The sequence below is a fragment of the Methylobacter sp. genome (assembly GCF_004322395.1).
Lineage (GTDB): Bacteria > Pseudomonadota > Gammaproteobacteria > Methylococcales > Methylomonadaceae > Methylobacter_A.
This window is the reverse complement of the sequence record NZ_SCTW01000073.1, coordinates 24,224-50,344: the sequence shown is the minus strand read 5'-3', so window position 1 is coordinate 50,344 and position 26,121 is coordinate 24,224. Positions and strand designations below refer to the sequence as shown.

At 46.9% G+C, this 26,121-nt stretch carries 23 protein-coding genes and 2 tRNA genes; 2 read left to right on the top strand and 23 right to left on the bottom strand.

Annotated features, from left to right (window positions below):
- Nucleotides 1–36: 36 nt before the first annotated feature.
- Complete coding sequence (gene hxlB, locus EPO18_RS10975) at nucleotides 37–570, bottom strand: 6-phospho-3-hexuloisomerase (protein ID WP_292433408.1); 534 nt, start codon at nucleotides 568–570, stop codon at nucleotides 37–39.
- A gap of 2 nt (nucleotides 571–572) precedes the next feature.
- Nucleotides 573–1,214, bottom strand: coding sequence for a 3-hexulose-6-phosphate synthase (gene hxlA / locus EPO18_RS10970; RefSeq protein WP_292433407.1), 642 nt, complete (start codon nucleotides 1,212–1,214; stop codon nucleotides 573–575).
- A gap of 639 nt (nucleotides 1,215–1,853) precedes the next feature.
- Between hxlA and EPO18_RS10965 the strand changes: the two genes are divergently transcribed.
- Both EPO18_RS10965 and EPO18_RS10960 read left to right on the top strand, forming a co-directional pair.
- Nucleotides 1,854–2,234, top strand: coding sequence for a transposase family protein (locus EPO18_RS10965; RefSeq protein WP_292433406.1), 381 nt, complete (start codon nucleotides 1,854–1,856; stop codon nucleotides 2,232–2,234).
- Complete coding sequence (locus EPO18_RS10960; RefSeq protein ID WP_292433405.1) at nucleotides 2,231–2,452, top strand: hypothetical protein; 222 nt, start codon at nucleotides 2,231–2,233, stop codon at nucleotides 2,450–2,452. Before EPO18_RS10965 ends, EPO18_RS10960 begins: the two co-directional genes overlap by 4 nt.
- Before the next feature lie 43 nt (nucleotides 2,453–2,495).
- On the opposite strand, the gene EPO18_RS10955 is transcribed toward EPO18_RS10960, so the two are convergent.
- From EPO18_RS10955 to EPO18_RS10855, 21 genes are all read right to left on the bottom strand, one after another.
- Nucleotides 2,496–2,572 (bottom strand) — tRNA-Pro (locus tag EPO18_RS10955).
- A gap of 101 nt (nucleotides 2,573–2,673) precedes the next feature.
- Nucleotides 2,674–3,027 (bottom strand): MerR family transcriptional regulator, encoded by a 354-nt coding sequence (locus EPO18_RS10950; protein WP_104424099.1) that lies wholly within the window; start codon nucleotides 3,025–3,027, stop codon nucleotides 2,674–2,676.
- Entirely contained in the window at nucleotides 3,011–3,307 is a 297-nt protein-coding gene (gene ihfA / locus EPO18_RS10945) for an integration host factor subunit alpha (RefSeq protein WP_006893011.1), read from the bottom strand. The genes EPO18_RS10950 and ihfA overlap by 17 nt, the downstream gene beginning before the upstream one ends.
- 2 nt (nucleotides 3,308–3,309) lie before the next feature.
- Nucleotides 3,310–5,685 carry a phenylalanine--tRNA ligase subunit beta gene (pheT, locus tag EPO18_RS10940; RefSeq protein ID WP_292433404.1) on the bottom strand — a complete coding sequence of 792 codons (2,376 nt, stop codon included), beginning with the start codon at nucleotides 5,683–5,685 and terminating at the stop codon, nucleotides 3,310–3,312.
- Between the two features lie 68 nt (nucleotides 5,686–5,753).
- Nucleotides 5,754–6,773 carry a phenylalanine--tRNA ligase subunit alpha gene (pheS, locus tag EPO18_RS10935; RefSeq protein ID WP_292433403.1) on the bottom strand — a complete coding sequence of 340 codons (1,020 nt, stop codon included), beginning with the start codon at nucleotides 6,771–6,773 and terminating at the stop codon, nucleotides 5,754–5,756.
- 135 nt (nucleotides 6,774–6,908) lie between these two features.
- The gene (gene rplT, locus EPO18_RS10930; RefSeq protein WP_292433402.1) at nucleotides 6,909–7,271 is read right to left on the bottom strand and encodes a 50S ribosomal protein L20; all 363 of its coding nucleotides are present in this window, start codon (nucleotides 7,269–7,271) and stop codon (nucleotides 6,909–6,911) included.
- 13 nt (nucleotides 7,272–7,284) lie between these two features.
- On the bottom strand, nucleotides 7,285–7,482 hold the full coding sequence (gene rpmI, locus EPO18_RS10925) for a 50S ribosomal protein L35 (RefSeq protein ID WP_292433401.1): 198 nt from the start codon (nucleotides 7,480–7,482) through the stop codon (nucleotides 7,285–7,287).
- A gap of 160 nt (nucleotides 7,483–7,642) precedes the next feature.
- Nucleotides 7,643–8,167 carry a translation initiation factor IF-3 gene (gene infC, locus EPO18_RS10920; protein WP_292433431.1) on the bottom strand — a complete coding sequence of 175 codons (525 nt, stop codon included), beginning with the start codon at nucleotides 8,165–8,167 and terminating at the stop codon, nucleotides 7,643–7,645.
- A 21-nt stretch (nucleotides 8,168–8,188) separates the two neighbouring features.
- Nucleotides 8,189–10,096 carry a threonine--tRNA ligase gene (gene thrS / locus EPO18_RS10915; RefSeq protein ID WP_292433400.1) on the bottom strand — a complete coding sequence of 636 codons (1,908 nt, stop codon included), beginning with the start codon at nucleotides 10,094–10,096 and terminating at the stop codon, nucleotides 8,189–8,191.
- A gap of 62 nt (nucleotides 10,097–10,158) precedes the next feature.
- Nucleotides 10,159–10,235, bottom strand: a tRNA-Val gene (locus tag EPO18_RS10910).
- 502 nt (nucleotides 10,236–10,737) lie between these two features.
- Nucleotides 10,738–12,291 carry an InlB B-repeat-containing protein gene (locus EPO18_RS10905; RefSeq protein WP_292433399.1) on the bottom strand — a complete coding sequence of 518 codons (1,554 nt, stop codon included), beginning with the start codon at nucleotides 12,289–12,291 and terminating at the stop codon, nucleotides 10,738–10,740.
- Nucleotides 12,292–12,517: 226 nt separating this feature from the next.
- Nucleotides 12,518–13,765 carry a S8 family peptidase gene (locus tag EPO18_RS10900; RefSeq protein ID WP_292433398.1) on the bottom strand — a complete coding sequence of 416 codons (1,248 nt, stop codon included), beginning with the start codon at nucleotides 13,763–13,765 and terminating at the stop codon, nucleotides 12,518–12,520.
- The gene (locus EPO18_RS10895; protein WP_292433397.1) at nucleotides 13,762–14,433 is read right to left on the bottom strand and encodes an anti-sigma factor family protein; all 672 of its coding nucleotides are present in this window, start codon (nucleotides 14,431–14,433) and stop codon (nucleotides 13,762–13,764) included. The genes EPO18_RS10900 and EPO18_RS10895 overlap by 4 nt, the downstream gene beginning before the upstream one ends.
- Before the next feature lie 4 nt (nucleotides 14,434–14,437).
- Nucleotides 14,438–15,040, bottom strand: a complete 603-nt coding sequence (locus tag EPO18_RS10890; protein WP_292433396.1) for an RNA polymerase sigma factor — start codon at nucleotides 15,038–15,040, stop codon at nucleotides 14,438–14,440.
- Between the two features lie 89 nt (nucleotides 15,041–15,129).
- A complete protein-coding gene (locus tag EPO18_RS10885; protein ID WP_292433395.1) occupies nucleotides 15,130–15,870 on the bottom strand; it encodes a TorF family putative porin in 741 nt (246 codons plus the stop codon).
- Between the two features lie 410 nt (nucleotides 15,871–16,280).
- Nucleotides 16,281–19,976 carry a pyridine nucleotide-disulfide oxidoreductase gene (locus EPO18_RS10880; RefSeq protein WP_292433394.1) on the bottom strand — a complete coding sequence of 1,232 codons (3,696 nt, stop codon included), beginning with the start codon at nucleotides 19,974–19,976 and terminating at the stop codon, nucleotides 16,281–16,283.
- Nucleotides 19,977–20,597: 621 nt separating this feature from the next.
- Nucleotides 20,598–22,910 carry a type I DNA topoisomerase gene (topA, locus tag EPO18_RS10875; protein ID WP_292433393.1) on the bottom strand — a complete coding sequence of 771 codons (2,313 nt, stop codon included), beginning with the start codon at nucleotides 22,908–22,910 and terminating at the stop codon, nucleotides 20,598–20,600.
- Between the two features lie 90 nt (nucleotides 22,911–23,000).
- Entirely contained in the window at nucleotides 23,001–23,468 is a 468-nt protein-coding gene (locus EPO18_RS10870; protein WP_292433392.1) for a Smg family protein, read from the bottom strand.
- A 14-nt stretch (nucleotides 23,469–23,482) separates the two neighbouring features.
- Entirely contained in the window at nucleotides 23,483–24,535 is a 1,053-nt protein-coding gene (gene dprA, locus EPO18_RS10865) for a DNA-processing protein DprA (protein ID WP_292433391.1), read from the bottom strand.
- Nucleotides 24,536–24,585: 50 nt separating this feature from the next.
- A complete protein-coding gene (locus tag EPO18_RS10860) occupies nucleotides 24,586–25,710 on the bottom strand; it encodes a LysM peptidoglycan-binding domain-containing protein (protein WP_292433390.1) in 1,125 nt (374 codons plus the stop codon).
- A gap of 183 nt (nucleotides 25,711–25,893) precedes the next feature.
- A complete protein-coding gene (locus EPO18_RS10855) occupies nucleotides 25,894–26,070 on the bottom strand; it encodes a hypothetical protein (protein ID WP_292433389.1) in 177 nt (58 codons plus the stop codon).
- Nucleotides 26,071–26,121 lie beyond the last annotated feature (51 nt).

Genomic DNA, 26,121 nt, shown 5'->3' with positions numbered 1-26,121 from the left:
TTAGAACGAGTGGTCATAGCCACTCGTCCTGTGCCGCTATTCTAGATTAGCGTGCCTCTCTCTCATTACTTCTTCAGGAATTCCTTTATCATGGATAATATGAGAAATGGTCGCTTCCAAAAATAGCAAAGTAGATAGTTCAAACACAGTTCCCATTGGCATTCCTAAAACCTTACCATACTGTTCAGGGCTACCGATTTGAAATACTGCATCTGCTAGATCGCCAATGGTTGATTCACTTTTTGCAGAGATCAAGACGATGTTAGCACCTATTTTTCTTGCGCTTTTAGTAAATGCTATTAATTGCTCAGTCTCTCCGGATCCGGAAATAATGATCAATAAGTCACCGTTTTTAATGCTTGGCGTCACAATTTCGCCTACGACGCTTACATCATAACCGCCGTGAACCAGTCTCATCGCGAAAAAATTACCGACAAGCTTGGAACGCCCAGCGCCAGCAATAAATATGCGCTTTGCGTTATCAAGCAATTGGGTTAACTTTACATCATACGTATCATCTGTAGCTTCAAGAACACCTGAAATCTTTTCTATGATAAGTTGCTGATGCATAATTATACCGCGTCAACCAATTCGCGAATTTCACGTGCTGCATCAGCAGGTGAAGCCGCGCCATAGATTGCAGCGCCAACCACGATTATGTTTGCACCTGCACGTACTACATCTTGAACAGTTGATGGTTTAATGCCGCCAGCAACAGAAATTCTGACGTTTAAACCTAATCCTGCGATGTCATTCAGATCAGCGAAAGGGGTATGACCTGCAGCTTGCGCATCCAGACCTGTATGAATACCCATAATATGAGCGCCCATTTCAGCAGTTGCGCGTGCGCACGCTCTTTTATCGTCAACATTAATTAAGTCGATTTGAGCTTCAGCACCGTATGCATTAGCTGCTTTAATGACGCCTGCGCAAGTTGCAAGGCCAGATACACCCAGAACTGTACAAATATCAGCACCCGCTGCATAAAAAGGTGTTGCTTCGTACTCGCCTGCGTCCATAGTTTTAAGGTCAACTAAAAGCAGTTTTTCTGGGAATCTTGCTCTTAATTCTTTAACCAAGTTAATTCCGTTATGTTTAATGCATGGGGTTCCGATTTCAAAGATATCGACGTGAGGAGCTACTAAGGTAGCAAGGCCTACTGTTTGGTCGAAATCCAATGAATCTAATGCCATTTGTATTAATGGTTTTGCCATGATGCGTGCTCCGATGGGTTTATTGTATATAGTTATAATTTTAGTTACTTACTGTTTATGCGAATGCAACTTTAAAGTAGAAAGGGGATCAATGTCAATGCCCAATGCTCAATGTTCTGTGTTAACACTTGGATAGAAGCGGAATATACAAATAGGTCTGACCGTTCGCTCATTTTTGTAAAGTTTCAAAGATTCAATCAACTATATCGCGAAGATATCCTGGTTTTTGGGAGAAATTAAAAAATAAATGATTCATAATCAGTGTGGTATATAAAATGAGTGAACCGAGGGTAAGTTTTTATATGAAAGTTTTTTCTGATTTCTATGGGCTGTGCCATATTGTTATTTACTTACTTAGCTTTAATGTGAATTGGATTACGGCGGAGTTGGAAGGGCATCATAAATCTTTTAACTTGTCGAACGGCAATGTTCTATTCTAAATATGCACATGTGCTGAAAATTGAAATAAAAAACAACAAGGTTATAGCAAATCCAGATCGTGAAATTACGTCGAGGACTGCTTGCCGGCTGATCTTAATAACCGGCATGGCATGGCGACCGTAAACCAGCGGATTTTTTTGCAACAAGATTAGATGCCCCGAGCAATCGCGCTATTTATCCTTGTGATAGCTGAAGTTTTTGTTAAAGGTTTTTGACAAAAGCTTTGTGTTACCCGATCCCCGACCTTATTTTGCCGAGCTAACCGATCCGCGCCACGAAACCAAAAATAAACTGCATAAATTAACCGACATCATCATGCTTGTCTTCTGTGCTGTGTTAAGCGATATCGAAGATTGGGTAGAGATGGAAACCTTCGCAGAAGAAAAAGAAAGCCGGTTTAGAAAATTTCTGGAATTGCCTAACGGCATTTCTTTAGATGACACGTTAAGCGATATGATCGGTCACTTGCACCTTGACGTCTTTGTGGAAGCCTTTTTGAATTGGACACAATCCGCTTTGCTCAGTCTTGCCGACGAGCAGATTTGTCTGGATAGCAAAACTTTGGGGGTAGGCGCATGAACGGTAAGGCCGTGCGTCTGCTAAGCGTTTATTCTGCCAAAGCATGGCTGGTTTTGATGGCAGACCAGGGTGGACGGAAAATCCAAGAAATCACAGCTATTCTGGAGTTATTAAGTTGTCTGGATTTAACAGGTACGGTGGTGACTATCGATGAGGCTACCAGAAAGCGATCGCTGAAAAAATCATTCAGGCGAAAGCCGATTATGTGCCGGCACTGAGAGAAAACCATACGCAACGAAATTTGTAACTCTTTATTTCAATTGGTCGGGACGATAGGATTTGAACCTACGACCCCTTGTCCCCCAGACAAGTGCGCTACCAAGCTGCGCTACGCCCCGACAGTTTGAAAAAGAATTTAAAGCTGAAAGGATTGTGAGCACAATCCCCAATAATTCAATATGGCTAGTGTACTACATTTCGCCGCATTGAATGGGAAAATCTACTTGAGCAGCTCCAGAATTTCTTCCAGTTCGCTGACCATTTGATGAATCAGTTGTTTGGTGCGGGTTGAATCTTCTTTCGCGTCGTCGCTGCCCAAATGTGCTCTGGCGCCACCGATAGTGTAGCCTTGTTCATACAGCAAAGATCTGATTTGCCGGATCATCAGCACATCATGGCGCTGGTAATAACGACGATTGCCGCGTCTTTTTACCGGACTAAGCTCGGTAAACTCTTGTTCCCAATAGCGAAGCACATGGGGCTTTACGCCGCATAACTCACTGACTTCACCTATAGTGAAATAGCGTTTTGCCGGTATGACCGGCAACTCATTATTATTACTCGGCTCCAGCATACGCTTCCACTCTGGCTTTTAGTTTTTGACCTGATCTGAATGTAACTACACGACGGGCGGTAATGGGGATTTCTTCGCCTGTTTTTGGATTTCTGCCGGGACGGCTGCTCTTATCGCGCAGTTCGAATTTTCCAAAACCGGAAATTTTTACTTGCTCGCCGTGTTCTAGGGAGCCTTTGATTTCCTCAAAAAACATTTCGACCATATCTTTAGCTTCGCGCTTGTTCAAGCCAAGCTCGTCAAATAGCCTTTCGGCAAAATCGGCTTTAGTTAATGCCATTGTTAATCCCTCAGCTTTGCACTTATTTGTGTGGTCAATGTTTCTAACAGTCGACTAAATATAGCATCTATTTCGGAATCTGTTAGGGTTTGTGAAAAATCTTGTATGTTTATACTTAAAGCGACGCTTTTGCTGTCTTCTTCAACACCTTTTCCACGATAAATATCAAATATTACTATATCTTGTAAGGTTGGTTCTGCACAAGCCTTAATGCAATTTATTATCTCGCTGACGGCGATTTCTTCCTTAACAATCAAGGCTAAGTCGCGGCGTACCGACGGATATTTGGACAGCGGCTTGAATTTAGGAATTTGTTTGTTCAGCAATAGATCCTGATCCAATTCGAACAGGAAAACTTGAGTGTCAAACCCCAGCTGTTTTTCCAGTGTTGGATGTAACATACCCAGCCAGCCGATCTTTTCGCCTTGTAACGACAAGATTTCAGCTGTTTGTCCAGGATGCAATGATGGATGTTTGGCCGGGGCAAATTGCACATCAATGCCGGTCAAGGAAAACAGGGCCTGCACATCGGCTTTAACATCGAAAAAATCGACTTTGCGGGTCGCGTTGCCCCATTGTTCGGAATAAGCGCTGCCCAAGGCCAGACCGGACAGCATTTTTTGCTGTTGCGTGTTGCCGTCTTTATTAACAAAGCGCAGGCCGGTTTCAAAAAAACGGACTCTGTTTTGCTGACGATTGGTATTGTGCAGGGCGGCCTTCAGCAAACCGCACCAGAGAGTCGTGCGCATCACCGATAAATCCGCAGAAATCGGGTTTTTTAACCGGACTACGTCATCGTCAGGGGCGATGGCTTGTTGTATCTCTTCATCGACGAAGCTATAAGTAATTGCTTCTTGATAGTCACGGTCAACCAACAAATCTTTAGCACGGTCCAGCTCCAGCACGGCTTCGGTAGCTTTGCCAAGTTCAGAGCGCATTAACAGGCTGCTGTTCGGCAGGTTGTTGTAGCCGATAATGCGGGCTATTTCCTCGATCAAATCGGCTTCAATAGCGATATCGAAACGACATCCGGGTGGAGTCACAGACCAGCCATCCGCTAGTGTTTGTATCGACATTCCCAAGCGCTGAAAAATATCGACGACTTGCTCATTCACCAACGCAATACCCAAAGTTTTTTCCAGGCGCTGCTTTCTAAGCAATACGGCTGTGCGTTGCGGTAGGGTTGATGCTGTTGTCACGTCGGTAATTGCGCCGATGCTGCCGCCTGCAATATCGATAATCAGTTGGGTCGCGCGTTCTATGGCTCGTTCTTGCAAGGTCGGGTCAACGCCGCGCTCGAAACGGTGCGATGAATCGGTATGCAGGCCGTAGTTCCGTGCTTTACCAGCAATGCTTTGCGGGCTGAAAAACGCGCATTCAAGGAAGACATCTTGCGTGTCGTCGCTAACCGCAGACTCGCTGCCGCCCATTACGCCGGCCAAGGCCAAGGCTTGTTTGTCGTCGGCAATAACTAGGGTTTCCTTATCCAGCTTAATAGTCTGGCCGTTTAACAGGGCAACGCTTTCATCGGCTTGTGCATAGCGCACATTAATGTTGCCGGTTAATTTGGCGGCATCGAAGGCATGTAACGGTTGGCCTAATTCGATCAGTACGTAATTGGTGACATCGACTACCGCGCTTAAACTTCTGACGCTCGAGCGGCGCAGGCGTTCCTGCATCCATAACGGGGTTTCGGCTTTAGGATTTATGCCTTTGATCAATCGGCCCAAATAACGCGGACAAGCGTCTGTCGCCTTTACGGAGACTGTTAGTGTGTCGGTATGAGTGACTGCGGATTTTGCAACTTGAGTAGTCGACCAGTCCATTTTATTCAGTACTGCCACTTCACGCGCTATGCCTTCAACGCTGAGGCAATCGGCTCTGTTGGGCGTCAAGTCGACTTCGATGATATTATCATTGAGCGACAGGTAGTCGCGTATATCAACGCCTACAGGGGCATCGGCAGCCAGTTCCATTAAGCCGTTGGCATCGGCGGCCAGGCCCAGTTCTTTTTCCGAGCACAGCATGCCGGAGGATTCTACGCCACGGAGTTTGGACTTTTTAATTTTAAAATCGCCCGGTAATACTGCACCGATCAATGCGGCAGGGATTCTCAGTCCGACCTGAACATTGCTGGCGCCGCAGACGATTTGCAACGGTTCCGCTTCGCCTACCGCGACTTGGCAGACTCTTAAGCGGTCTGCATCGGGATGTTGCTCTATCGCAAGAACTTCGCCGACAACCACGCCGCTGAATTGTGCGGCAGCAGGCGTCACTGAGTCGACCTCAAGGCCTGCCATGGTCAATTGCTCGACCAGTTGTTCTGTGCTTATTGCTGGATTGACATATTCTCTTAACCAGGCTTCACTAATTTGCATAACTCAAACTTTATCTACAGGGATGGGGTGTATGCCGCTGGTCTGCCGGGAGCAGTCGCGGCGCCTGTTTAATTAAATTGTTCCAAAAATTTAAGGTCGTTCTCAAAAAACAGTCTCAAATCGTTAATGCCGTAACGCAACATTGCAAGACGCTCAACGCCCATGCCGAACGCAAAGCCGCTGTATATTTCACTGTCGATATTGACTGCCTTGAAAACTTCGGGATGTATCATGCCGCAGCCCATTACTTCCAGCCAGCCGGTATGGCTGCATACGCGGCAACCTTCGCCGCCGCACATCACGCATTCAATATCGACTTCTGCGGATGGTTCGGTGAACGGAAAGTAAGACGGTCTAAAGCGCACTTGGATGTCTTTTTCAAAGAAAGCGCGCAAAAATTCGTAAACCACGCCTTTTAAGTCGGCAAAGCTGACATCGGTATCGACCAGAAAGCCTTCGACCTGATGAAACATCGGCGTGTGGGTGATGTCCGAGTCGCAACGATATACACGCCCCGGCGCAATTACTTTTAAGGGCGGCTTTTCAGATTCCATGACTCGGATTTGTACCGGCGAGGTATGGGTTCTTAATACGGTGTGGGCATCGAAATAAAACGTGTCATGCATCGCCCTGGCCGGGTGATGGGCCGGAATATTCAATGCTTCGAAATTATGATAATCGTCTTCGATTTCAGGGCCTTCAACAACTTGAAAGCCGACGCTGGCGAAAATCTTGGAAATTCGGCGCAACGTAGTTGTAACTGGATGCAAGCCTGCAACGGCTTGGCCTCTGCCCGGCAGAGTGACGTCTATGCTTTCGCTGGCTAGTCTTGCTTCTAATGCCGCGTTTTGCAGCAGGTCCTTTTTGGCTTCCAGCTGCTCTTGAAATTGATCTTTGGCTTGGTTGATGACCTGTCCGGCAGCGCGCCTTTGCTCAGGATCGAGCGCGCCGAGTTCTTTCATCTGGAGGGTAAATAAACCCTTTTTGCCGAGATAGTGGACACGAACCAGGTCGAGCTGGTTAAGGTCTTGTGTGTCGCGAAGCTGTTGTAATGCCTGCGCGAGAATTTCTTCTAGGGTAGCGGACACGGGGTTAGCTCGCTGCGTAAATTGGGTGGGAGGATGTTTATTTGTCGGGAAAAGGTTATACCTTAATTCCGCCCTCCCTAAGGGAAGGGAGGGGGAAATGGCTGGATTTTAGTAAACTAAAATCCAGGTCTTTGCTTAAGGCTTGCTTTGATGTTCTTTAGCAATTTCCGCAATTTTCGCAAATGCGTTAATGTCGCGAACTGCAATATCAGCCAAAACCTTACGGTCTATCTTCACATTGGCTTTAGTTAAGCCATTGATGAAGCGGCTGTATGACATGCCGCTAAGACGAGCGGCTGCATTGATACGGACGATCCACAAAGCGCGGAATTGACGTTTTTTCTGTTTGCGGTCACGGTATGCATACTGACCGGCTTTAATTACCGCTTGTTTGGCAACGCGATAAACCCGGCTTCGTGCGCCGTAGTAACCTTTCGCTTGCTTTAATACTTTTTTATGTCTTGCTCTGGCTGTTACGCCGCGTTTAACTCTAGGCATTATCTACTCCTGCTTAACTGTAAGGCATCATACGTGCAGCCATGCGCACATCTGATGGATGAATAGTTGCCGGAGAGCGTAACTGTCTTTTTCTCTTAGTCGATTTTTTAGTCAGGATATGACGTTTGTGGGACTGACCACATTTAAAACCGCCGTTGCCTGTGCGTCTGAAACGCTTGGCAGCTCCACGGTTAGTTTTGATCTTTGGCATTTGTTTGCTCCAATTAATTAAAATAAATCCCTGAGTTGTAACCCAACTAGGCAAAATGCATGGCCCGGAAGAATTACTGCATCATTATTCATGACACTTAGCGGCTCATCCTGTGCTGCTGTAGAGATGTTGCAATGCAACACCTACTATTTTCGTTGAACTACTTTTTCTTTTTCGGCGCCATAACCATAACCATTTGGCGGCCTTCCATTTTAGGAAACTGCTCTACGATGGCTATCTCTTCCAGGTCTTTTTCTATCCGCTTCAGCAAGTCAACACCAATTTCCCGATGGGCCATTTCGCGTCCGCGATAACGTAAGGTGATTTTGGTTTTATCGCCGTCGTTAAGGAATTTGGTTAAGCTTCGCAGTTTAACTTGATAATCCCCTTCGTCGGTTCCGGGCCTGAATTTGATTTCTTTGACCTGAACTTGTTTTTGCTTCTTTTTAGCGACGGCCAATTTTTTGTTTAACTCAAACTGGTATTTGCCGTAGTTCATCACCTTGCAAACCGGAGGATCCGCATTTGGCGATATTTCTACTAAGTCCAAGTCTGCAGCATACGCAATCTGTTTGGCTTCATCTAACGAGATAATTCCTAACGCTTCACCATCCGGACCTGTTACTCTCACTCGTCTGGCAGTGATCGAGTCATTCAGGCGCGTTTCATCTTTTTTAGCAGCGATATCCTAATCCTCCAAAATTATTCATTGTCTGCCTGTAATCTCTTGTTTCAACCGTCCGGTAAATTCATTGATCGACAGGCTACCTAAGTCATCACCTTTTTGCGTGCGTACCGTAATGCTTTGTTGTTCTAATTCTTTGTCACCGATAATGACAAGATACGGTACGCGCTGCATAGAATGCTCGCGGATTTTAAACCCGATCTTCTCATTTCTCAAGTCAATTTTCACTCTTATGCCTTGTTTTTCAAGGTCTAGCATGATTTTTGACGCATATTCGGCATGTCGGTCGGTAATATTAAGTACTACCACTTGCACAGGAGATAACCATAAAGGAAAGGTTCCTGCATGTTGTTCGATCAAAATACCGATAAAACGCTCCAGCGAGCCAAGTATCGCTCTGTGCAGCATGACCGGTACTTGTCTGGATCCGTCTTCGGCGATATAGGTTGCATCCAGGCGGCCCGGCATCGAGAAATCCACCTGAATCGTGCCGCACTGCCAGACACGTCCGATACAGTCTTTCAACGAGAATTCGATTTTAGGGCCGTAAAAAGCGCCTTCACCCGGCTGTAAATCCCATTTCAATCCTTTGGTATTAAGCGCCAGTTCCAAGGCATTTTCCGCTTTATCCCAGACCGAATCGTCACCAACCCGGTTTGCAGGGCGAGTGGACAATTTAATAATAACTTCTTCAAAGCCGAAATCTTTGTAAACATCGAACAGCATATCGATAAAGGTCGATACTTCATCCTGAATCTGGCCTTCCGTACAGAAAATATGAGCATCGTCCTGCACAAAGTTTCTGACTCGCATCAAGCCGTGCAAAGTGCCGGAAGGTTCGTTACGATGGCAGGAGCCGAATTCCGCCAGGCGGATCGGCAAATCGCGATAGCTTTTAAGGCCTTGGTTATAAATCTGTACGTGGCAAGGGCAGTTCATCGGTTTGATCGCATAATCGCGGTTTTCGGAATGCGTGGTGAAAATCATGTCACCGAATTTTTCCCAATGGCCGGACTTTTCCCAAAGGGAGCGATCCACCACTTGCGGTGTTCTAACTTCACCGTAGCCGTTTACGCGTAACTTCTCGCGGATGTATTGCTCAACTTGTTGATAAATGGTCCAGCCTTTTTCATGCCAGAACACCATGCCGGGAGCTTCTTCCTGTGAATGAAACAAATCCAGTGTTTTTGCCAGCTTGCGGTGATCGCGCTTTTCCGCTTCTTCCAAACGATGCAGATAAGCTTGTAAGTCTTTTTTGTCGCCCCATGCCGTACCGTAAATACGTTGCAGCATTTCATTATTGGAATTCCCGCGCCAATAGGCTCCGGCAATCTTCATTAGCTTGAAGACTTTTAGCTTGCCGGTACTAGGCACATGAGGGCCGCGGCACAGGTCGGTAAAGCCGCCTTGCTCATACAAGGATAAATCTTCATTTGCGGGGATAGATTCAATAATCTCGGCTTTATATGCTTCGCCCAGATTCTTGAAAAACTTGACCGCCTCATCCCGTGACATCACCGAGCGATGAACGGGGTAATCTTCCGCAGCCAGTTGTTCCATCTTTTTTTCAATTGCGCTCAGATCTTCCGGCGTAAAAGGTCTTTCATAGGAAAAATCGTAAAAAAAGCCGTTTTCGATAACCGGTCCGATGGTTACTTGCGCTGAAGGGAATAACTGTTTGACGGCCTGCGCCAATAGATGTGCGGTTGAATGACGGATAACATCGATGCCGTCTTCATCTTTTGCGGTAATCAGTTGCAGCGTTGCATCCTGATCGATCAATGCGCTGGCGTCGACCAAGTTACCGTTAACCTTGCCCGCCAAAGTCGCTTTAGCTAATCCCGAACCGATAGATGCAGCAACGTCCATTACTGTTACAGCTTGGTCGTATTCTCGCTTTGAGCCATCGGGAAGAGTGATTACCGGCATTTTTTATCCGCGTTTTTGTGTCTACAATAAAAAAAGCACTGCGGTGCAGTGCTTTATATATTTGGTAGGCGCGAGTGGACTCGAACCACCGACCCCCACCATGTCAAGGTGGTGCTCTAACCAACTGAGCTACGCGCCTGAAGCTTATTTAACTTCAAGCCGATCATTATACCTGTAGAATTTTGTTAAGCAACTTAAAAGTAAAGGCTCGACCTTGTTTTTATGGTTTTAATGTGATTTTCAAATAGAGCATTTAGTGCGTTACAAGAATATTGATTAGTAAAAACGTTCATAGTTGTGATGATTTTCAATCCAAAATCAAATCACAGTGTCGCTTTCCAAATGCCAAATACAGGTAGCGTGTTATTTCTGACTGCCCATAAGTCTGCTGCGTGATTTATGCACTTAAAATGCAACAAAGGGTGAAATTTACGACCAAACTAAGCACGATTTTCTTGCTTTGCGGCGTATTAATTGATCTATATCAGTATCGTGGGTAAATCTGGTAGAGCGTTTTTTCGAGACATTATCGAAGAACGAATATGCTGTGGCAAAAGTCGCCAAAGCTAAAAATTTGACACGGCTTAAGCAGAAAGACTTCCAAAGCCCTTAAACGTTGGAAGTCTTTAAGCCGCTTGGCCTTATTTTGAGAAGTTTGCCTGTACCGACATACTGTTGTTCCCCGCCACTGTGCATGTGGAGCCTGTACACGCCCCTGACCAGTTCACAAAGAAGAATCCTGGTTCTGGTGTCGCGGTAAGTGTGAAGGTTTTTCCAGACAAGTTCGTAGAACAAATATTGCCGCAATTAATGCCTGCTGGGTTACTGGTTACAACACCTTTACCACCCGATGATTTCACTGATAGGGTCGTGGTGGCCCCACCGCCGCCACTGCCACCGCTTGCCGCTGCCTTAAATGTCGCGGTGACATTCATGGCATCATTAACGGTAATGTTGCAGGTCAGCGTAGCGCCCGTGCAAGCTCCGGTCCAACCAGTAAATGTGTTGTTGCTTGCGGCTTGGGCGGTTAGCGTAACGACAGTGTTCAGCGCATAAGGCGATGTGCATTTGCCGCCACAACTGATAATTTTGTCTGCAGACTCAACTTTGCCACTGCCGACTGTGGTAACCGTCAGCGAGGGGACGACTATGTTCACGGCAGCCATCTGCGCGGCGAGCATGTCACCGACCTCATCAACCATCGGAGCGTTACAGCTGCCTGGAAGGTTGTTAGGATCGTTAGGGTCGCCTGCACAAGTAGCCTCATGAGTGATGTTGTCGTATAAGCCGGTATAAGCATAGCTTTCATAGCGCCGAATCACCGCCTTTGAGTCGATGTTAGGGGTACCTTCGTTGACCAGCTTACCGCGTTGCCGATGGTTTCCATCGGGTGGTGGACTTTGCTGCATCAACTTCCATTCAGTTTCAAGCTGCGCAGCATCCTGCGGTACTATTGTATTCGTCGTGCCATCAGGGTTATTCGAGGTCAGTTCATCAAGGGCGACTTCACGGTTCATTTCCGTTTTGAACACTTTCATCCATACTGCATCGCCATATTGCGGCACGGGTCGTAGCGGCGGAGGCGGTAAATCGACTTCCGCTACCAATACTGGAGGTGCCGTCGGTTGATTAACTGGAGCAGGTTGAAAATAATAAGTCGGAGTCGCCACCATTATGGAATTCGGCGAACCCACAAGCTGACCTGGATTATTTGGATCAGCAAACATCCAGCGATAGGTCGTCTGATGAGCGCTGGTCATGGCGGTGTAGTTCAAATGGACGCCAAAATGGTCACAGCCAGCATTTAAGTAAGCAGAAGCGGATGGATAGCCCATGTAACAGGTGCCTTGCCAGCTAGTTCCAAGCGTCTTTGGAATCGTCTTTGAGACAAACTGTTGTGTACCTGAATCATAAGCACTCTGGTAGCGCACATAAACTCCGCCGGCATAAGGCACGACTAAAGGTGCACCGAATTTGTTACCCGTCCATGAGGGCGCCAAGTCGGCTGGCGTAATACCTTCAATCTGGATTTCGAAGCCATAGGCATCCTGCCCCTCGAAGTTAGCGGCATCAAAATTGCCGAGTCCACCGGCGATATAGTTCAATGCATTCGCTGCGGGTGCTGCCGCGAATAGGGCGAGTGTCAGGACAGTGCCGCAAGCAAGCTTGTCGCACCCTTTTTTATATCTATGCACGTTACGTTCCTCTGGCTAAAAATTAATGTCTTAGACGGACATTTAACATTCTGTTTTATTCGTAGCGTCTATTCCCGACCAGAGGGGAAAAGTTCAATCCGTAATGAAAAATATTTTTTGCCGTTAAACTTGGAAGTTTTGAAGAGCGTTTGATACAAGCTTGATAAATAAAAGTCGGCGATTTCGAGATATTGATGCTAAGTAGATTAAACAGATTGTCAGTGGATTAGTGTTGATCATCCTGCTTGGCAACAGCCATCGCCACATCAATTAATTTCGCGGTAAGTAGATGAGAATCATTGTCCAGAAGCCGCTTAATATCAGCAGTGTGCCAATTGGGGTGTAGTTGCAGCAGCAGAGCTGCAACACCGGCTACATGTGGGGTGGAAAATGAACTGCCGGTCATAAAGTCGTAGGCTTGATGAGGTACCGTAGTCAGAATGTCCTGACCGGGCGCAATAATTTCCGGACTATTAAATCCACCGCTTTGTCCAACGGCTATTACGCCAGGAACGCTGCCAGGAAATCCACCAGCCTGATCTTTTCCGGGCACTGCCGCAATAACAATGATCCCTTTTGCTAAGGCCTTTTCAATTAATTGCTGGAGTAAAGGGTCCTCAGGACCGCTAAGACTGAGATTAACAATACGGCTGTCCATACGGATGGCTTGATTAAGGGCCAGAGCCAGCGTAAAGCTGTTACAGCGTGCCGCCAGTGAGCCGGGTTTAACCGGCCAACAAGCTCGAAAAGCCAGAATTTCCGCTCCCGGCGCAATGCCTGCGATACCGATTCCGTTGTCGGGGCGTGCCGATAACACGCCAGCCACCGCAGTGCCGTGCAATTCTGCCAAGTTGTGATCGCTGGGTTCCGGTGCAAGATTTTCAGAATAGCTAATTTGACCTTTAAGATCCGGGTGATCAAGATCAACACCGGTATCGATCAATGCAATGCGAACACCCTGGCCGGTGCTGCTTTTGTGTAACTCGCGAATTCCTAATGATTGAAAGCCGGCCTGTAAAGACAAATATGGATCGCTGTAGGATTTGACGGCCGACTGTTTATCGCCCAATACTTCAAAGCTGTGCATTTGCTGCACTAAAGAAACATCCTGTTCTTTTTGCAAAGCAGTTATCACCTGCTGCAAAGGTAATGTTTCTGGAACTTCGTAAACGACGCAGCTAACTCCCAATTCGGTAACCGGCCATTGGGCGACAAAGTCCAGCTGATGACGCTCGGCTAGTTGAAGGGCAATGCGTTCACTCCAACCGGAATTACTGTATTGTCCGCGGAGCCGATAATCGTTTTGGGCATTGCCTGACAAATCGCGGTTGATAGTTCGGTCAACAAAAGTTACCAGCAGACGCCTCTCCCCTGTATTTTGGCTATCGCCCAATCGCGAGAAATCTGTTTTATTGACACAACCGCTTAGTTGGACGATCAGCAAAGCCAGTAGAATAAAGCGTAACAATTTCATGGCTGTATGACGGGTTCGGCCAGCAGTACATCCGAGCGGCTTCTTAATAAAGCTATAGCATCCTCTAGCTTAGGGCTTTCAATACTATCTAGTTTTACTGTAAATGCACCAACGCTGTTGGGTTCATCCATCCGTTGACCGTGAATAGCTGCCAGAATCGCAGCAACCTCAGTGCCGGACAGTGACTTGGCGAAAATCACCCGTAATTGTTTGCCAGCGGCGAGTTCAGGTCTTGCTGCTGAAAGTGTGTAGTAATTGTCAGCTGTGTTTGTTTGAACTGTATGCAAAGTTAACGGAATGATGGCCAGTAATAGCGAAGCGGCCAAAGCAAACTGAACAGCACTTTGACGGACGGACCTTGTCAATTTGCCTAACGTTGTTGTTTTGGACGAAGAAATGAATGGGACATTGTCAGACGCTCTTGCAGGCAGTTTTGAGCGTAGACTGGCAAAAGACGTTTCGGCGGCCACCTCCAAATCGGATGGCTCTGTTACGGCCTCGGCTAATTTTCGCAGGCTAACCAGTTCACGGCGGCATAGCAAACAATGCCGAATATGGCTTTCCAACTGTTGACGTTCTTCCGGTTGCAGGCTTTGGTTCATGTACCAAGGCAGTAAAAGCAGTGCCTGTTGGTGTAAATCGGTTGTCCTGGATGTTGAATGGTTCATGGTATTAATCCTCCTGTGCTTCTGCAAACACTTGAAGCTTTTTGCGTGCATGAAACATGCGGGTTTTAACGGTATTTTCCGGGCAGTCCAGGATTTTAGCGATGTCCTGGTAAGGTAGTCCATGATAGAAAGTAAGCTCAATCACTGCCCGTTGGTCAGCAGGAAGTATATTGAGCGCGTTACTCAACCAATCCTGGGTTTCGGCGTTTTCAGCCAAATTGGCTAATGGATCGCCGATGGATTCGCTTAACTCGTCAACATCCACATCGCGACAGCGTCGAGCAGCTTTAGACATCGATTTAAGCGCCTTGTGATAAGCAATACCAAATACCCAGGTTGATATTTTGCTGCCGTGATTGAAGCGTTCTGGTTTTTCCCAAATCAGCAACAGAGTTTCCTGAATCAATTCCTCAATAGTTTCGGGTTGCCGCGTGGTACGCAATATAAAACGAAACAGTCTGGGATAATAATGCTTATAAAATGCTTCAAATGCTAATACATCTCCCTCGACAATACGCTGAAGCAAAGCGGATTCATCAACCCCGGCTGTTGACTTGTCCAGCATTTGCGGTTGCGGGGTTTCTTTGTTATGTACTAGAGTCAACATGGTTCAAACTGATTTTCTGTAATTTAGAATTGTCTTGATTACTGTATTCCTTTGACTGATCATAAAGTTCAATCCCCTTAGAATTTTTTTTAAAATCCCAGTGTGACAGAGAATAGGTACTTGTTGTTTTGTTGCCTGGGATAAAATTCATCATGATGTAATTCAGTTTCTTGACGGGAACTTAGCGCAACATCTACATAGCGCAAGTCGATGGCTAAATAAGATGTCATAAACCACGATGCACCTGCATTCCAATAAAAATAATCTTGTCCAAGCAGAGCGCCGGCTTGGTTGTAACCCAGCCCAGCCGAGAATTGAACGTTATCCAAAAGATCATGGCGAACATTCAGTTCATAGTTTGCTACATCGACCTGTCGTTGATAGGCATTAGGTGCTATGGACGCTCTGACACTGAGCCAGTTTTGATAATGCAGAGAGGCATAAAATTCTGCGTAATTGGCTTCGTGATTGAAGATTTTGTTGTCATAGATGTACCCGCTGACTGACAACTCGGTTCGCCAATCTGATGAAAGAGGCAGACTCCACCCCAAGTAAGGTTTAATTTCAATTTCGGCTCGATCCATATTTAACTGATCATCAAAACGCACCTGGGACAAACTGAGTCCGGCAAACCAGCCGGAATTATCCTGATAATCAAGATGTCCTTGAACTACTGGATGTCCTCTGCTCTTTGAATAGCCTCGATAAACGTAATCAGTCAGAAATTTTATATCCCCGTGCCAATCTGCCTGTGCTTGTGCGGATGGAAGCCAAAGAACAAAAAAGAGTAAGCCGGTAAATCTCAAAAAACTACCTGATAAAGAAGACATGAAATTACATGCGTAAAGCACCGGGACTAATTGGAATACATAAATGGCTATCGGTGTATGTAGTGTAGGTGCCTTTTAACTGCTTTTCCAAGTTTTCGATCTGGCTTTCATCATATTTACAGCGGTCAAATGTACATTTTCCAAGAATATAATGATATGAATTTTGCTTGATATTGGCTTACGGGCAACAATTAGCCCAAGCGGTTTCATCAAACTGCTGGCCTTATGCCGGAATATACCTGTCAAGATAAAAGGGCATTCACTCATAGAAAAAGGTAAGCCGCAAGGGACGAGGTTTGTAACCACGTCCCAAACATTTGAAGCGGTCTACTTTTTGATTATGCGAAAAGTTCTGAGGACGAATTAATTTTTCCGTCCGATTTTTATGGGCCTCGACTTGCCCTCTAATTCTACCGCTGTTTCTCCAACAAATAATCCAACCAAAGATTAGACAGTTTTTCCTGAACGGTATTTTGCCGCAACCTTGCATTCAGATGCGGAAAATCAACTTTATCCAAATCTTGATCTTGGTTGTAGCAGGAGTACACGAAGCATTCTTTGCCGGTATCGGGATCGACATGTTTACACAGACATTGCGCGCAAATGCCTTTCATCATGCACTGCATCGGCGAGTTGATTGAGCCGATAGCATGATGGGCTTTGTTTAAATAAGGCTTCAATACATCAAAGCGCGCGCTTTTTACTGCCGCCATCATGCGGTCCGAACCGATCACGATAAGGTGATCGACATCCGCCAGCGAAATAGGCTGTTCGCCTAAGCCGCCTTGGGCATAAGCCAACATACATTCCAGAATATTGCCGACAAAGGTTTTGTCCTGAGGACGGGTTGGTGTAATGGCAGTAACGCCTTCGCCCGTATCGACCGACCAGATGATAATATCGGCAGCCGCTTCAACGTCTTCGACTTTAAAGCGGTCTTGCGCATATTTGTAACCGGCAAAATAAATTACCTTGTTGCCGGCTGCTCTTAATGCCTTGCCGATGGAGAACAGTACCGCATTACCTAATCCGCCGCCGAGCAACAACACGGTTTTGCCGGTCGGGATGTCGGTTGGCGTGCCGGTTACACCCATGATTACCAACGGGTCGCCGACATTCCAGGTAGCGCACAGCCGCGAAGATGACCCCATTTCCAGCGCAATCAGGGAGATCGTGCCTTTTTCCTTATCGACTTCCGCGCCGGTCAGCGCCAAACCTTCAGCCGCCAGCACCGTGCCTTCGACGACAGGCGCAAAAGCTTCGTAATTTTGGACGCGGTAAAACTGTCCGGGATGGAATTTTTCCGCTGCCATCGGAGCTTTGACCACGACTTCGATGATCGTCGGCGTCAAACGGTTAATTGCAACGATAGTGGCTTTAAACGACTCATCCAATTGAGCAAATAAGGCCTTTAACGCCGCATCGCGCTCCGGCTGCTGGGCTGGGTTTAATCCAGCCAATTCTTTTTCGAACAGCTTGACCACATGCGGATAGCCGTTTTTGGCGCTGGCCATGGCCTTGACCACGTTGCCGGCGTAAACCGGGTGATTGTCGCCGTAAAAACTGATAAATTTGCCGTCTTTTTGGTAAGACGTCAGCGGTGCAGGTTTGCCCAGTTTAGGAAGGGCTTCATCGTGCATCGGAACCAATTCGACCGAGTCGTTGGTCCATTCCGGCTGATAACGTTGGAAGAACCATTTATCCATCACAAATGTGTCGGGATATTCGCTTTGATAGATAGTGTTCGGCGATGTGCCCGCCGCAACGTATAAGCTGCGCAACGGAACAGTGACGTTTTGACCTGAGTTTTTCCAGCGTCCTTCTTCCAGCGCCAGTTTTTCAAATTCCACTGCGTTCAGGTGTCCGTATTCGTCGGCTTCTGCACCGAGCGGGCTCATGCCTTCAGCCAAGGCGATGCCTTCTTCCAGTGCTTTAACGATTTCTTCATGGTTTTGGCGATACGCAGGCGCATCGAAAATGCCTTTACGATAAAACAGTGTGACGCCGCCCCATGCTTCTACCAGAGGTTGGAAATTCGGCTGCTCGCCTGCCGTTTCAGCACGCTGGCGTTCTGCGACGATAGCTTTGCCGTGCTCCAGGAATTCATCGAGTATGATGGTTTCTTCCTGGTCGTAACGGCGGCGCACGGTTTGCTCGCCATACACGTCAACCAGCATTTCATAACGATGCAGGATTTTTTCGACCTGCACCGGATAATACGCCAGCAATTCGGTTGCGGTATCCATTGCAGTCAAGCCGCCGCCGATAACGCCGGCAGGCAAACGCACCTGTAAATTCGCTAGTGAAGAAGCTTTGGCTGCTCCGGTTAATTGCAATGCCATCAGGAAATCCGAGGCTTTGCGTATGCCGCGCATCAGGTTGTTTTTCAGGCCGATGATAGTAGGTTGGCCTGCGCCCGAAGCGATACAGATATGATCAAAGCCCATGTTCCAAGCGTCTTCAATGGTGATCGTGCCGCCAAAACGCACGCCGCCGTATGCGCGAAAAGCTTCACGTCTTTGCAATGTCAGGTAAATGACTTTCAGGAAGTTCTTGTCCCAACGCACGGTAATGCCGTATTCGGCAACGCCGCCAAAACCGGCCAGGATGCGTTTGTCCAAATCTTCGTACAGGTCTTGAAAATTAACAATCGGAATAGGCAGGTTGTCGCTGTCACCAGTCAATTTCACAGGCAATGGCTCAAGCTTTAAGCCGTCGATACCGGCAACACCGAAGCCTTCATTTAATAAATAATGACTCATCGTGTAACCGGCGGGGCCTAGGCCCACCACCAGCGCATTTTTGCCGTTGTAAGGCAGCATGTACGGACGCTTTACGTTTAACGGATTCCAGCGGGTCAGCAAACTATATATTTCAAAGCCGTAGGGCATGAACAATACATCGGTCAGCACATTGGTTTCAATTTGCGGAATATCGACAGGGTCGGTTTTTTGGTAGATACAGCCCTTCATGCACTCGTTGCAGATACGGTGCCCGGTGCCAGGACACATCGGATTGTCGATCACAATCATCGCTAACGCGCCGATATTGTCGCCTTGGCGTTTGACCAGATGCATTTCCGAAATTTTCTCATCCAATGGGCAGCCGATGGTGGTTACACCCAGCGGATCAACTTTGAATGTATCGGTTTTTTTGTTACGCATGCCTTTAGAGCAGGAATCGGTATCGCGCTCGTGGCAGTAAATACAATGATTGACTTCGGATAATACTTGACGCTGGTTAAAACGCGGGTCGGTCAGTTTAAAACCGTCCCGACGGCGGCGGTGTTCCTGCTCGCCCATCCAGGCCTTGAACTCGCCGCGATCGACCAGCTCATGTTTAACCAAATGGTCGAAATCGCGTTTTTGCGGGAGTTTGAAACTCGGCCAGTTGGCGATCACATCGTTATCCTGTTGAGCTACAAAGCTCCAACGCAGTACAACGTCCATTAAGCTGTTAATAAATTCGGCGGGATCTTGCTGACTGATGATGTCGTTAAATTCAGTTGCAGCTTCTTGATGCGCGGCAAGCTTGGCGCGCAAAGCCTCTACGACTAAGTCGGCATTTTCGTAATCGCTGTCTTTGCCCTTGGCAACCAGTTTGTAATGGCTATACAGCAGACCAATAGCCGCGCCGACACGGGCAACGCGGTGTTCAGGATCGTTATCCTGGTTGGCTTCGGGAAAGCCCGCATCGATCAACAGATCAAAGCGGTTCAGGATAGCTGGAATAGCCCAGTCGCCGGCATCCTGACCTTTAAAGAAGAAAGCCAATTTATCGACCACTTCATTTTTATAAGTAAAAATAGTGTCGATTTCGTCTTTGATTTTAGCGCCCTGCGCCTGATGCTGTTCGGAAACATTAAAAAGCTTGGCGACAAACTGACCGACATAAGGCCCCATGCGCACCAGCAGATCAGAAACAGCCTCCGCCGATAACCCTGCGCCCTGATTCTGGCGGTAAGCCTTGAATTCAGCGTGCAGCTGCGGGTCATGACGTTCAACCGAGGCATCAAACACATCCAGCAAATCTTTCAATCGTGCAGAATTGTATAAATCGGGGTAATTAAAGCCGGGGATGCCTAGGGTAAGATTGTGTTGTTCCATAGTTCTCGTATTGAATTAGTTCGTTTTTTCATACAGAACGCCTAAAAATGACTTGATCTGTACTTAAAAAGATTGCCGAATAGACTAAATTTAACCGTATATTGTAAAGTAGATATGGCTTTGATTGCTATAGATAATTGTTTTTATATTTATCGATACTTGACATATGCCACCAAGGCTCATGAAGAGCTAAGATCATGCGGAAGCCGTTCTAAAAACTAAACTTGTTTTATCGAGGATATTATTATGCTTGAGCTGGGGTAATTCAGGAAACGATTGCCGAGAAGCCCTGGGTATATCAGATCGTGCTTTAACCACAAAAAAACTTTCTGGTCTATTTTCCACGTCGCTGAGATCTAGATTCGCTAGGCGCTCTAACGGGTCCGGCACAAATCCGTCTGGAACGGATTTGCATTTATCCAAAAGACTCCGAGCGATAGTCAGGAGTGACACGGTAGAGCGCGTAGCGAATCCTTGCCAATGACGTGCTTGAAACACTTGTGAATAACGCTGAGTGTCGGAATTACGCAAGTTTAAGATTTTGTTCAAGCATTGCCATGTAGAGAGAATTTGTATCAATTCCATGGGCGAAAACTCATTCGCTCATGTTGACCATGTAAATTACTTAGGCCCCTGTACATCCGCAGGATCGCCTTCATACGGCGTTGCATATTTACATTCCTTTTGCGGGCAAACCTTTTCCACGCCGCGCCGTTTGGTTTCTTTGACAGTCAATATAGGCCACTCGCATTCCGGGCAGCTTTCATGTATCGGCGCATTCCATAATGCGTAATCGCATTTTGGATATTCCGAGCAGGAATAGAATATTTTGCTGTTCCGGGATTTGCGTTTGAGGATGTTGCCTTTTTTGCATTGCGGGCATTCAACACCGGTATCCGTCGGCTTTTCCAAAGGCTCGATATGTTTGCATTTGGGATAGCTGCTGCAACCGATAAATTTGCCGTAGCGTCCGGTTTTGATGACTAAAGGCGACTCGCATTTAGGACAGACTCGGCCTTCCACAATTTCGGGTTCATCGCTGGCGCCGCCGTCATCGTTCAAGTTTCGGGTATAAGAACACTCAGGGTAGTTAGTGCAGCCTATAAACCGGCCATTTCGTCCCAGACGAATAGACAAAGGGCTACCGCAATCGGGGCATTTCTCGTCGATAGCTTCCTGGGTGACATCCTTGCGCTGGACGCTTTCTTCTTTTTCGTGAATCAGAGTGGTAAAAGGGTTCCAGAAATCGCGCATTAACGGAATCCAGTCTTTTTCTCCCCGAGAAACCGCATCCAGTTCATCTTCCAGGTTGGCGGTAAAATCGTAATCGACGTATTTAGTGAAATGTTCGGTCAGGAATTTATTGACGATTCTGCCGACATCGGTCGGATAGAAGCGTTTGCCGTCCAGCGTGACATACTCACGGTTTTGCAAGGTCGAGATAATCGACGCATAGGTCGATGGGCGGCCTATACCATGTTCTTCAAGGGATTTTACCAAGCTGGCTTCGCCGTAGCGTGGTGGCGGCTCGGTGAAATGCTGTGCGGCATTGATGTCGTTAAGCTGGACCGGGCGGCCTTCTTCCATCGGCGGCAGAAAGCTTTCTTTGTCATCGCTTTCGTTGCTGTCGTCTTTGCCTTCCAAGTAGGCGGCCATGAAGCCTGGATGGGCTATCGTGGAGCCGGTTGCCCTGAATACGTGCTTACCGTCGCCGCAGCTTAAATCGACGGCGACCATATTCAGCGTGGCATGAATCATTTGGCAGGCGATAGTACGCTTCCAGATTAGCTCATAGAGTTTGAACTGCTCGATGCTCAAGTGGTCTTTTAGCTGGCTGGGCAAGTACCTTGGATAGGTTGGGCGTATCGCTTCGTGCGCTTCCTGGGCGTTTTTCGATTTAGTCTTAAAAACTCTCGGCTCTTTGGGCACATTTTCAGCGCCGTAGTTTTCGGCAATCAGGGCTCGGATTTCTTCGACAGCGTCAACCGACAGGTTAACCGAGTCGGTACGCATATAGGTGATTAGACCGGCGGTTTCGCCGCCTATATCAATGCCTTCATAGAGTTGCTGAGCAACGATCATCGTGCGCTTAGTGGTGAAACCCAATTTGCGCGAGGCTTCCTGTTGCAGTGTCGAGGTGATGAATGGCGGGGCTGGGTTGCGTTTTTGCTGTTTCTTCTCCAGCTTGTCAACCATTAATTGCCCGTCAGCTGCGTTCAGCAAGGTTTGTTTGGTTTTTTCCGCCAGCTCTTCATTGGTAATGCTGAATTGCGTGACTTTTTCGCCGTCAAATTGGGTCAGTTTGGCTTTGAATGCTTGATCCTGAGTGGTCAATGCCGCATCGATCGTCCAGTATTCGCGGGATTTAAAGGCCTCGATTTCCAGTTCGCGTTCGACGATCATCCGTAAAGCAGGGCTTTGTACACGGCCCGCAGACAGACCACGACGGATTTTTTTCCATAGCAACGGTGACAGGTTAAAACCGACCAGATAATCCAAAGCGCGGCGCGCCTGTTGGGCGTTAACCAAGCTGATAGCGACTTGCTCCGGGTTGGCTATGGCTTCGGTGACGGCTTTTTTGGTGATTTCATGGAAAACAACCCGATGCACCGGTTTGTCTTTCAACAGTTTTTTTTCTTTCAGCAGCTCAAGCAAATGCCAGGAAATGGCTTCCCCTTCTCTATCAGGGTCAGTTGCAAGATATAAAGCATCAGAGGCTTTAAGGGCTTTGCTGATGGCTTGTACATGTTTTTGGTTGCGATCGATAACTTCATATTTCATCGCAAAGTTGTTGTTCGGGTCGACTGCGCCTTCTTTGGGGATCAGGTCGCGGACGTGACCGTAAGAGGCCAAAACCTGAAAGTCCTTGCCCAAATATTTTTCTATAGTTTTGGCTTTTGCAGGCGATTCTACAATGACGAGGTTTTTACTCATTTATTCAAAAAGGTTCAGGGTAAAAGGGGTAGGGTTCAAGGCGAAAAGACATATTTTTGGGCCCTTCACCTTGTCATCTTGAACCTTAAACTAATGGAAATAAGCTGGAATAAGGTCATAGACTATATCTTCCATTCGGGAGAAAGCAATTTCCTCGTCCGGCTGGCTGAGCAATACCATCAGGACTATCCATTTTAGCTTTTCCATCGATATTTCTTCATTTTCCAATGCCATGGCCCGGTCGATGACAATTTCCCGGTTGGCTGAGTTCAGGATGCCGCTATGCTCAAGGAACATAAGCAAATTGCGGCACTCAATATCCAGTCTGGCCTTTTCTTGACTACAGAAGATGCGGAACGCTGGAGATGCTGAGGTGTTTATAGCCCGTTGCAGGCTAAGCGACTCCAACCAATCGAAAGCTTTGTTGACTTCGATTTGTTCAAAGCCCGCTTCCAGCAATTCTGTTCTGACGATATCGCTGTCTGGAAGTATTTCAATTTCATCTTCCATATAGTTTTCGAATAAATACATCAGGACATCAAAAATATTTTCTTTCATAGATTTTTAGTTGTTTATTTGATTCGGGTGTAGCAACCGCCGGCGGTTGCTTCTATGTATCCTTGCAGTTCCAGAATCAGTAACATTGACGAAATAACTTCGACGGATTCGTTGGCATTTTCAACCAAAGTATCGATAGAAGTTGGACTAAACATGACAAGATTCAATAATGTTTGCTGCTCCAGGTCAAGCGTTGATTGCATTGTTAGTGCGGTAATATTCTCATCTTGTTGATTATATTGATTTAATTCGTCAAGAATATCTTGGGTTGTTTCGACAAGTTTTGCCCCTTCACGGATTAATGCGTTGCAACCTCGGGCCAATGGGTTGTATATGGAGCCGGGGATTGCAAAAACTTCACGGTTTTGTTCGAGCGCCATGCGGGCTGTAATCAGCGAACCGCTTTGTTTGGCGGCTTCAACTACCAGCAGACCTTGGCTCAAGCCGCTGATAATGCGGTTGCGTCTGGGAAAGTGGTTGGCTTTGGCGGTCGTGCCGGGTGGAAACTCCGAGATTATCGCCCCGGTATTAACAATTTCAGTAGCCAAGTCTTTATGTCTCGCCGGATAAACCCGGTCCAGCCCGGTCCCGGCTACCGCAATCGTATAACCGTTGGCCTTTAATGCGCCTTGATGGCTGGCGGCGTCTATGCCCAAGGCCAAGCCGCTGGTAATCACAAAGCCGCAATGACTCAGGGTCTTGGCAAAGTTAAAGGCAATTTCCAGTCCTGATGTCGAGGGGTTGCGGCTACCTACAATAGCAAGTTGCGGCAGTGATAATAACTTGGGATTGCCGCGTACAAACAGAATCGGCGGAGGATCGGGTATTTCCTTTAATTGCGCCGGATAGTTTGCGTCATTGAGGGTAATTACGCTGTTATTGGGTTGATTCAGCCAGCTTAGATCATAGTCGATAAGCGTCCAATCAGGTTTTCTGATTGCATGAACGATGTCGTTTTTTAAGCCCAGCGTGCTGAGTGCGGATGATGATTCTGAAAATAACTGCGCCGGGGTGTGGCTTTCGAGCAAGCGGAGAAATGTGCGGCAACCGACACCTGGCGTGCGCAATAGCGCAAGCCAGTATTTTATGTCTTGATCAGTTTGTTGTGCGGTAATGTTCAGGGGGTTCTAACTTTGTCTAATACATGAAGAGCCTGGGTTGCTTTCATGACCAGAGCGTAACTGACGCGCTCAAACGGGCGGAAAACCATCAGGGTGCCGGCAATCTCATCTGGAAGATTAACGGCATCGTTTTTAATCGGGCTGTAAGTGTCTCTGATAATTTTGCCGGTTTTATAGATATTTAGCTCGTGTCCGGGTAAAAGGCCGTCTGCTGTACCTTTGTCTATCACGACCACATTATATCGACCGATTTGGGAAACGCCGCCAAGCACACTGATAATACTGCCTTTTATGCTTTGTTCAGGTGGACGGGGAAAATAATTTAATGCAATGTCCAGTTCCGCGTTGGGCATAATCCGGTCGCCAGTGCGGATTTCACGGGCTGATTTGGTTATGGTTAATGTTGCCGGGTCGCCGGGTTGCTCTAAAGAGGCATCGGCAATATATTGCGCTTCATAGCCCAGGATTTCCCCGCTTTCCGGACTGATATAGGCGCTTCCCGGCCGGTAAATCGTATAGGATAAGTTGTTTGGATCGGTTATCGAGCGCACATAAACACGGTCGCCAGGGCCCACAACAATATGTTCGCCGGCAAAGTCAACAACATAAGGCGCATTGTTGAGCTCGTTTTCATCCACTACCTTGGGCGATGAAAGGAAACTCATTATATTTTCCGTAGGAATTAATTTGATAGCCTGTTTTATTTCAGTTTCCCGAATGCAAGGTAGTACCTTTCCTTCTTTGGAAACGGCAAAATCTTTGCGACCATATTTATAGTCTTCTTCTTTCAACACGCAGGGGGAATTTGGGTCAGCCTGTGTTTGAGTATGGGGTAGCTCGTTTCTGGAAAGGCTAAGCTGCGGTTTGCCATCGACCATTGAAAAATAAATTGTATCGCCCGGATAAATAAGATGGGGATTCTTAATTTGAGTATTGTTTTTCCATAACTCAGGCCATTGCCAAGGGTGTGTTAAAAACTTGCCGGATATATCCCATAAAGTATCGCTTTTAGTAACGGTATATTGGTCGGGGTGAGACGGGTTTATTTTTATTTCATCAGCCCATACACTTAAGCTGATGAGGAATGAAACTATCAATCCGGTGAATATTCGAAAAGCCATGTTTTGGGTTCCTATGGAGTCTTTTTGCACTATCTGAATTCAAAGTTTAGATGAATTCAGATAGAAATCTAGTCTGAAAATAAGTTATTGATTTCTATGGCTTGCGAACTTTGCTCTTTTGGTGAAGTGTGACACCTAACTGGTGCCGGTTAATGTAATTAGTCTGGCACTAAATTAAGATGGTTACAAGTTAGTGAATAACAGCGCACCGCCAGAACCACCTTGAACCGTTGCTGCTTTGCCGATGATGGGATGATCGATAGTGTTAACGCGCATACCGGCATAATCTACGGTGCTGATAATAGTTGATACCTCCAGAATGTTGCATAATTTTTCTTCTGTAATTTGTGACGGGTTCATAGTTTTGGTTCCTCTTGATTTGGCTCTCGCAATAAGAGCGTGAGTTGATAG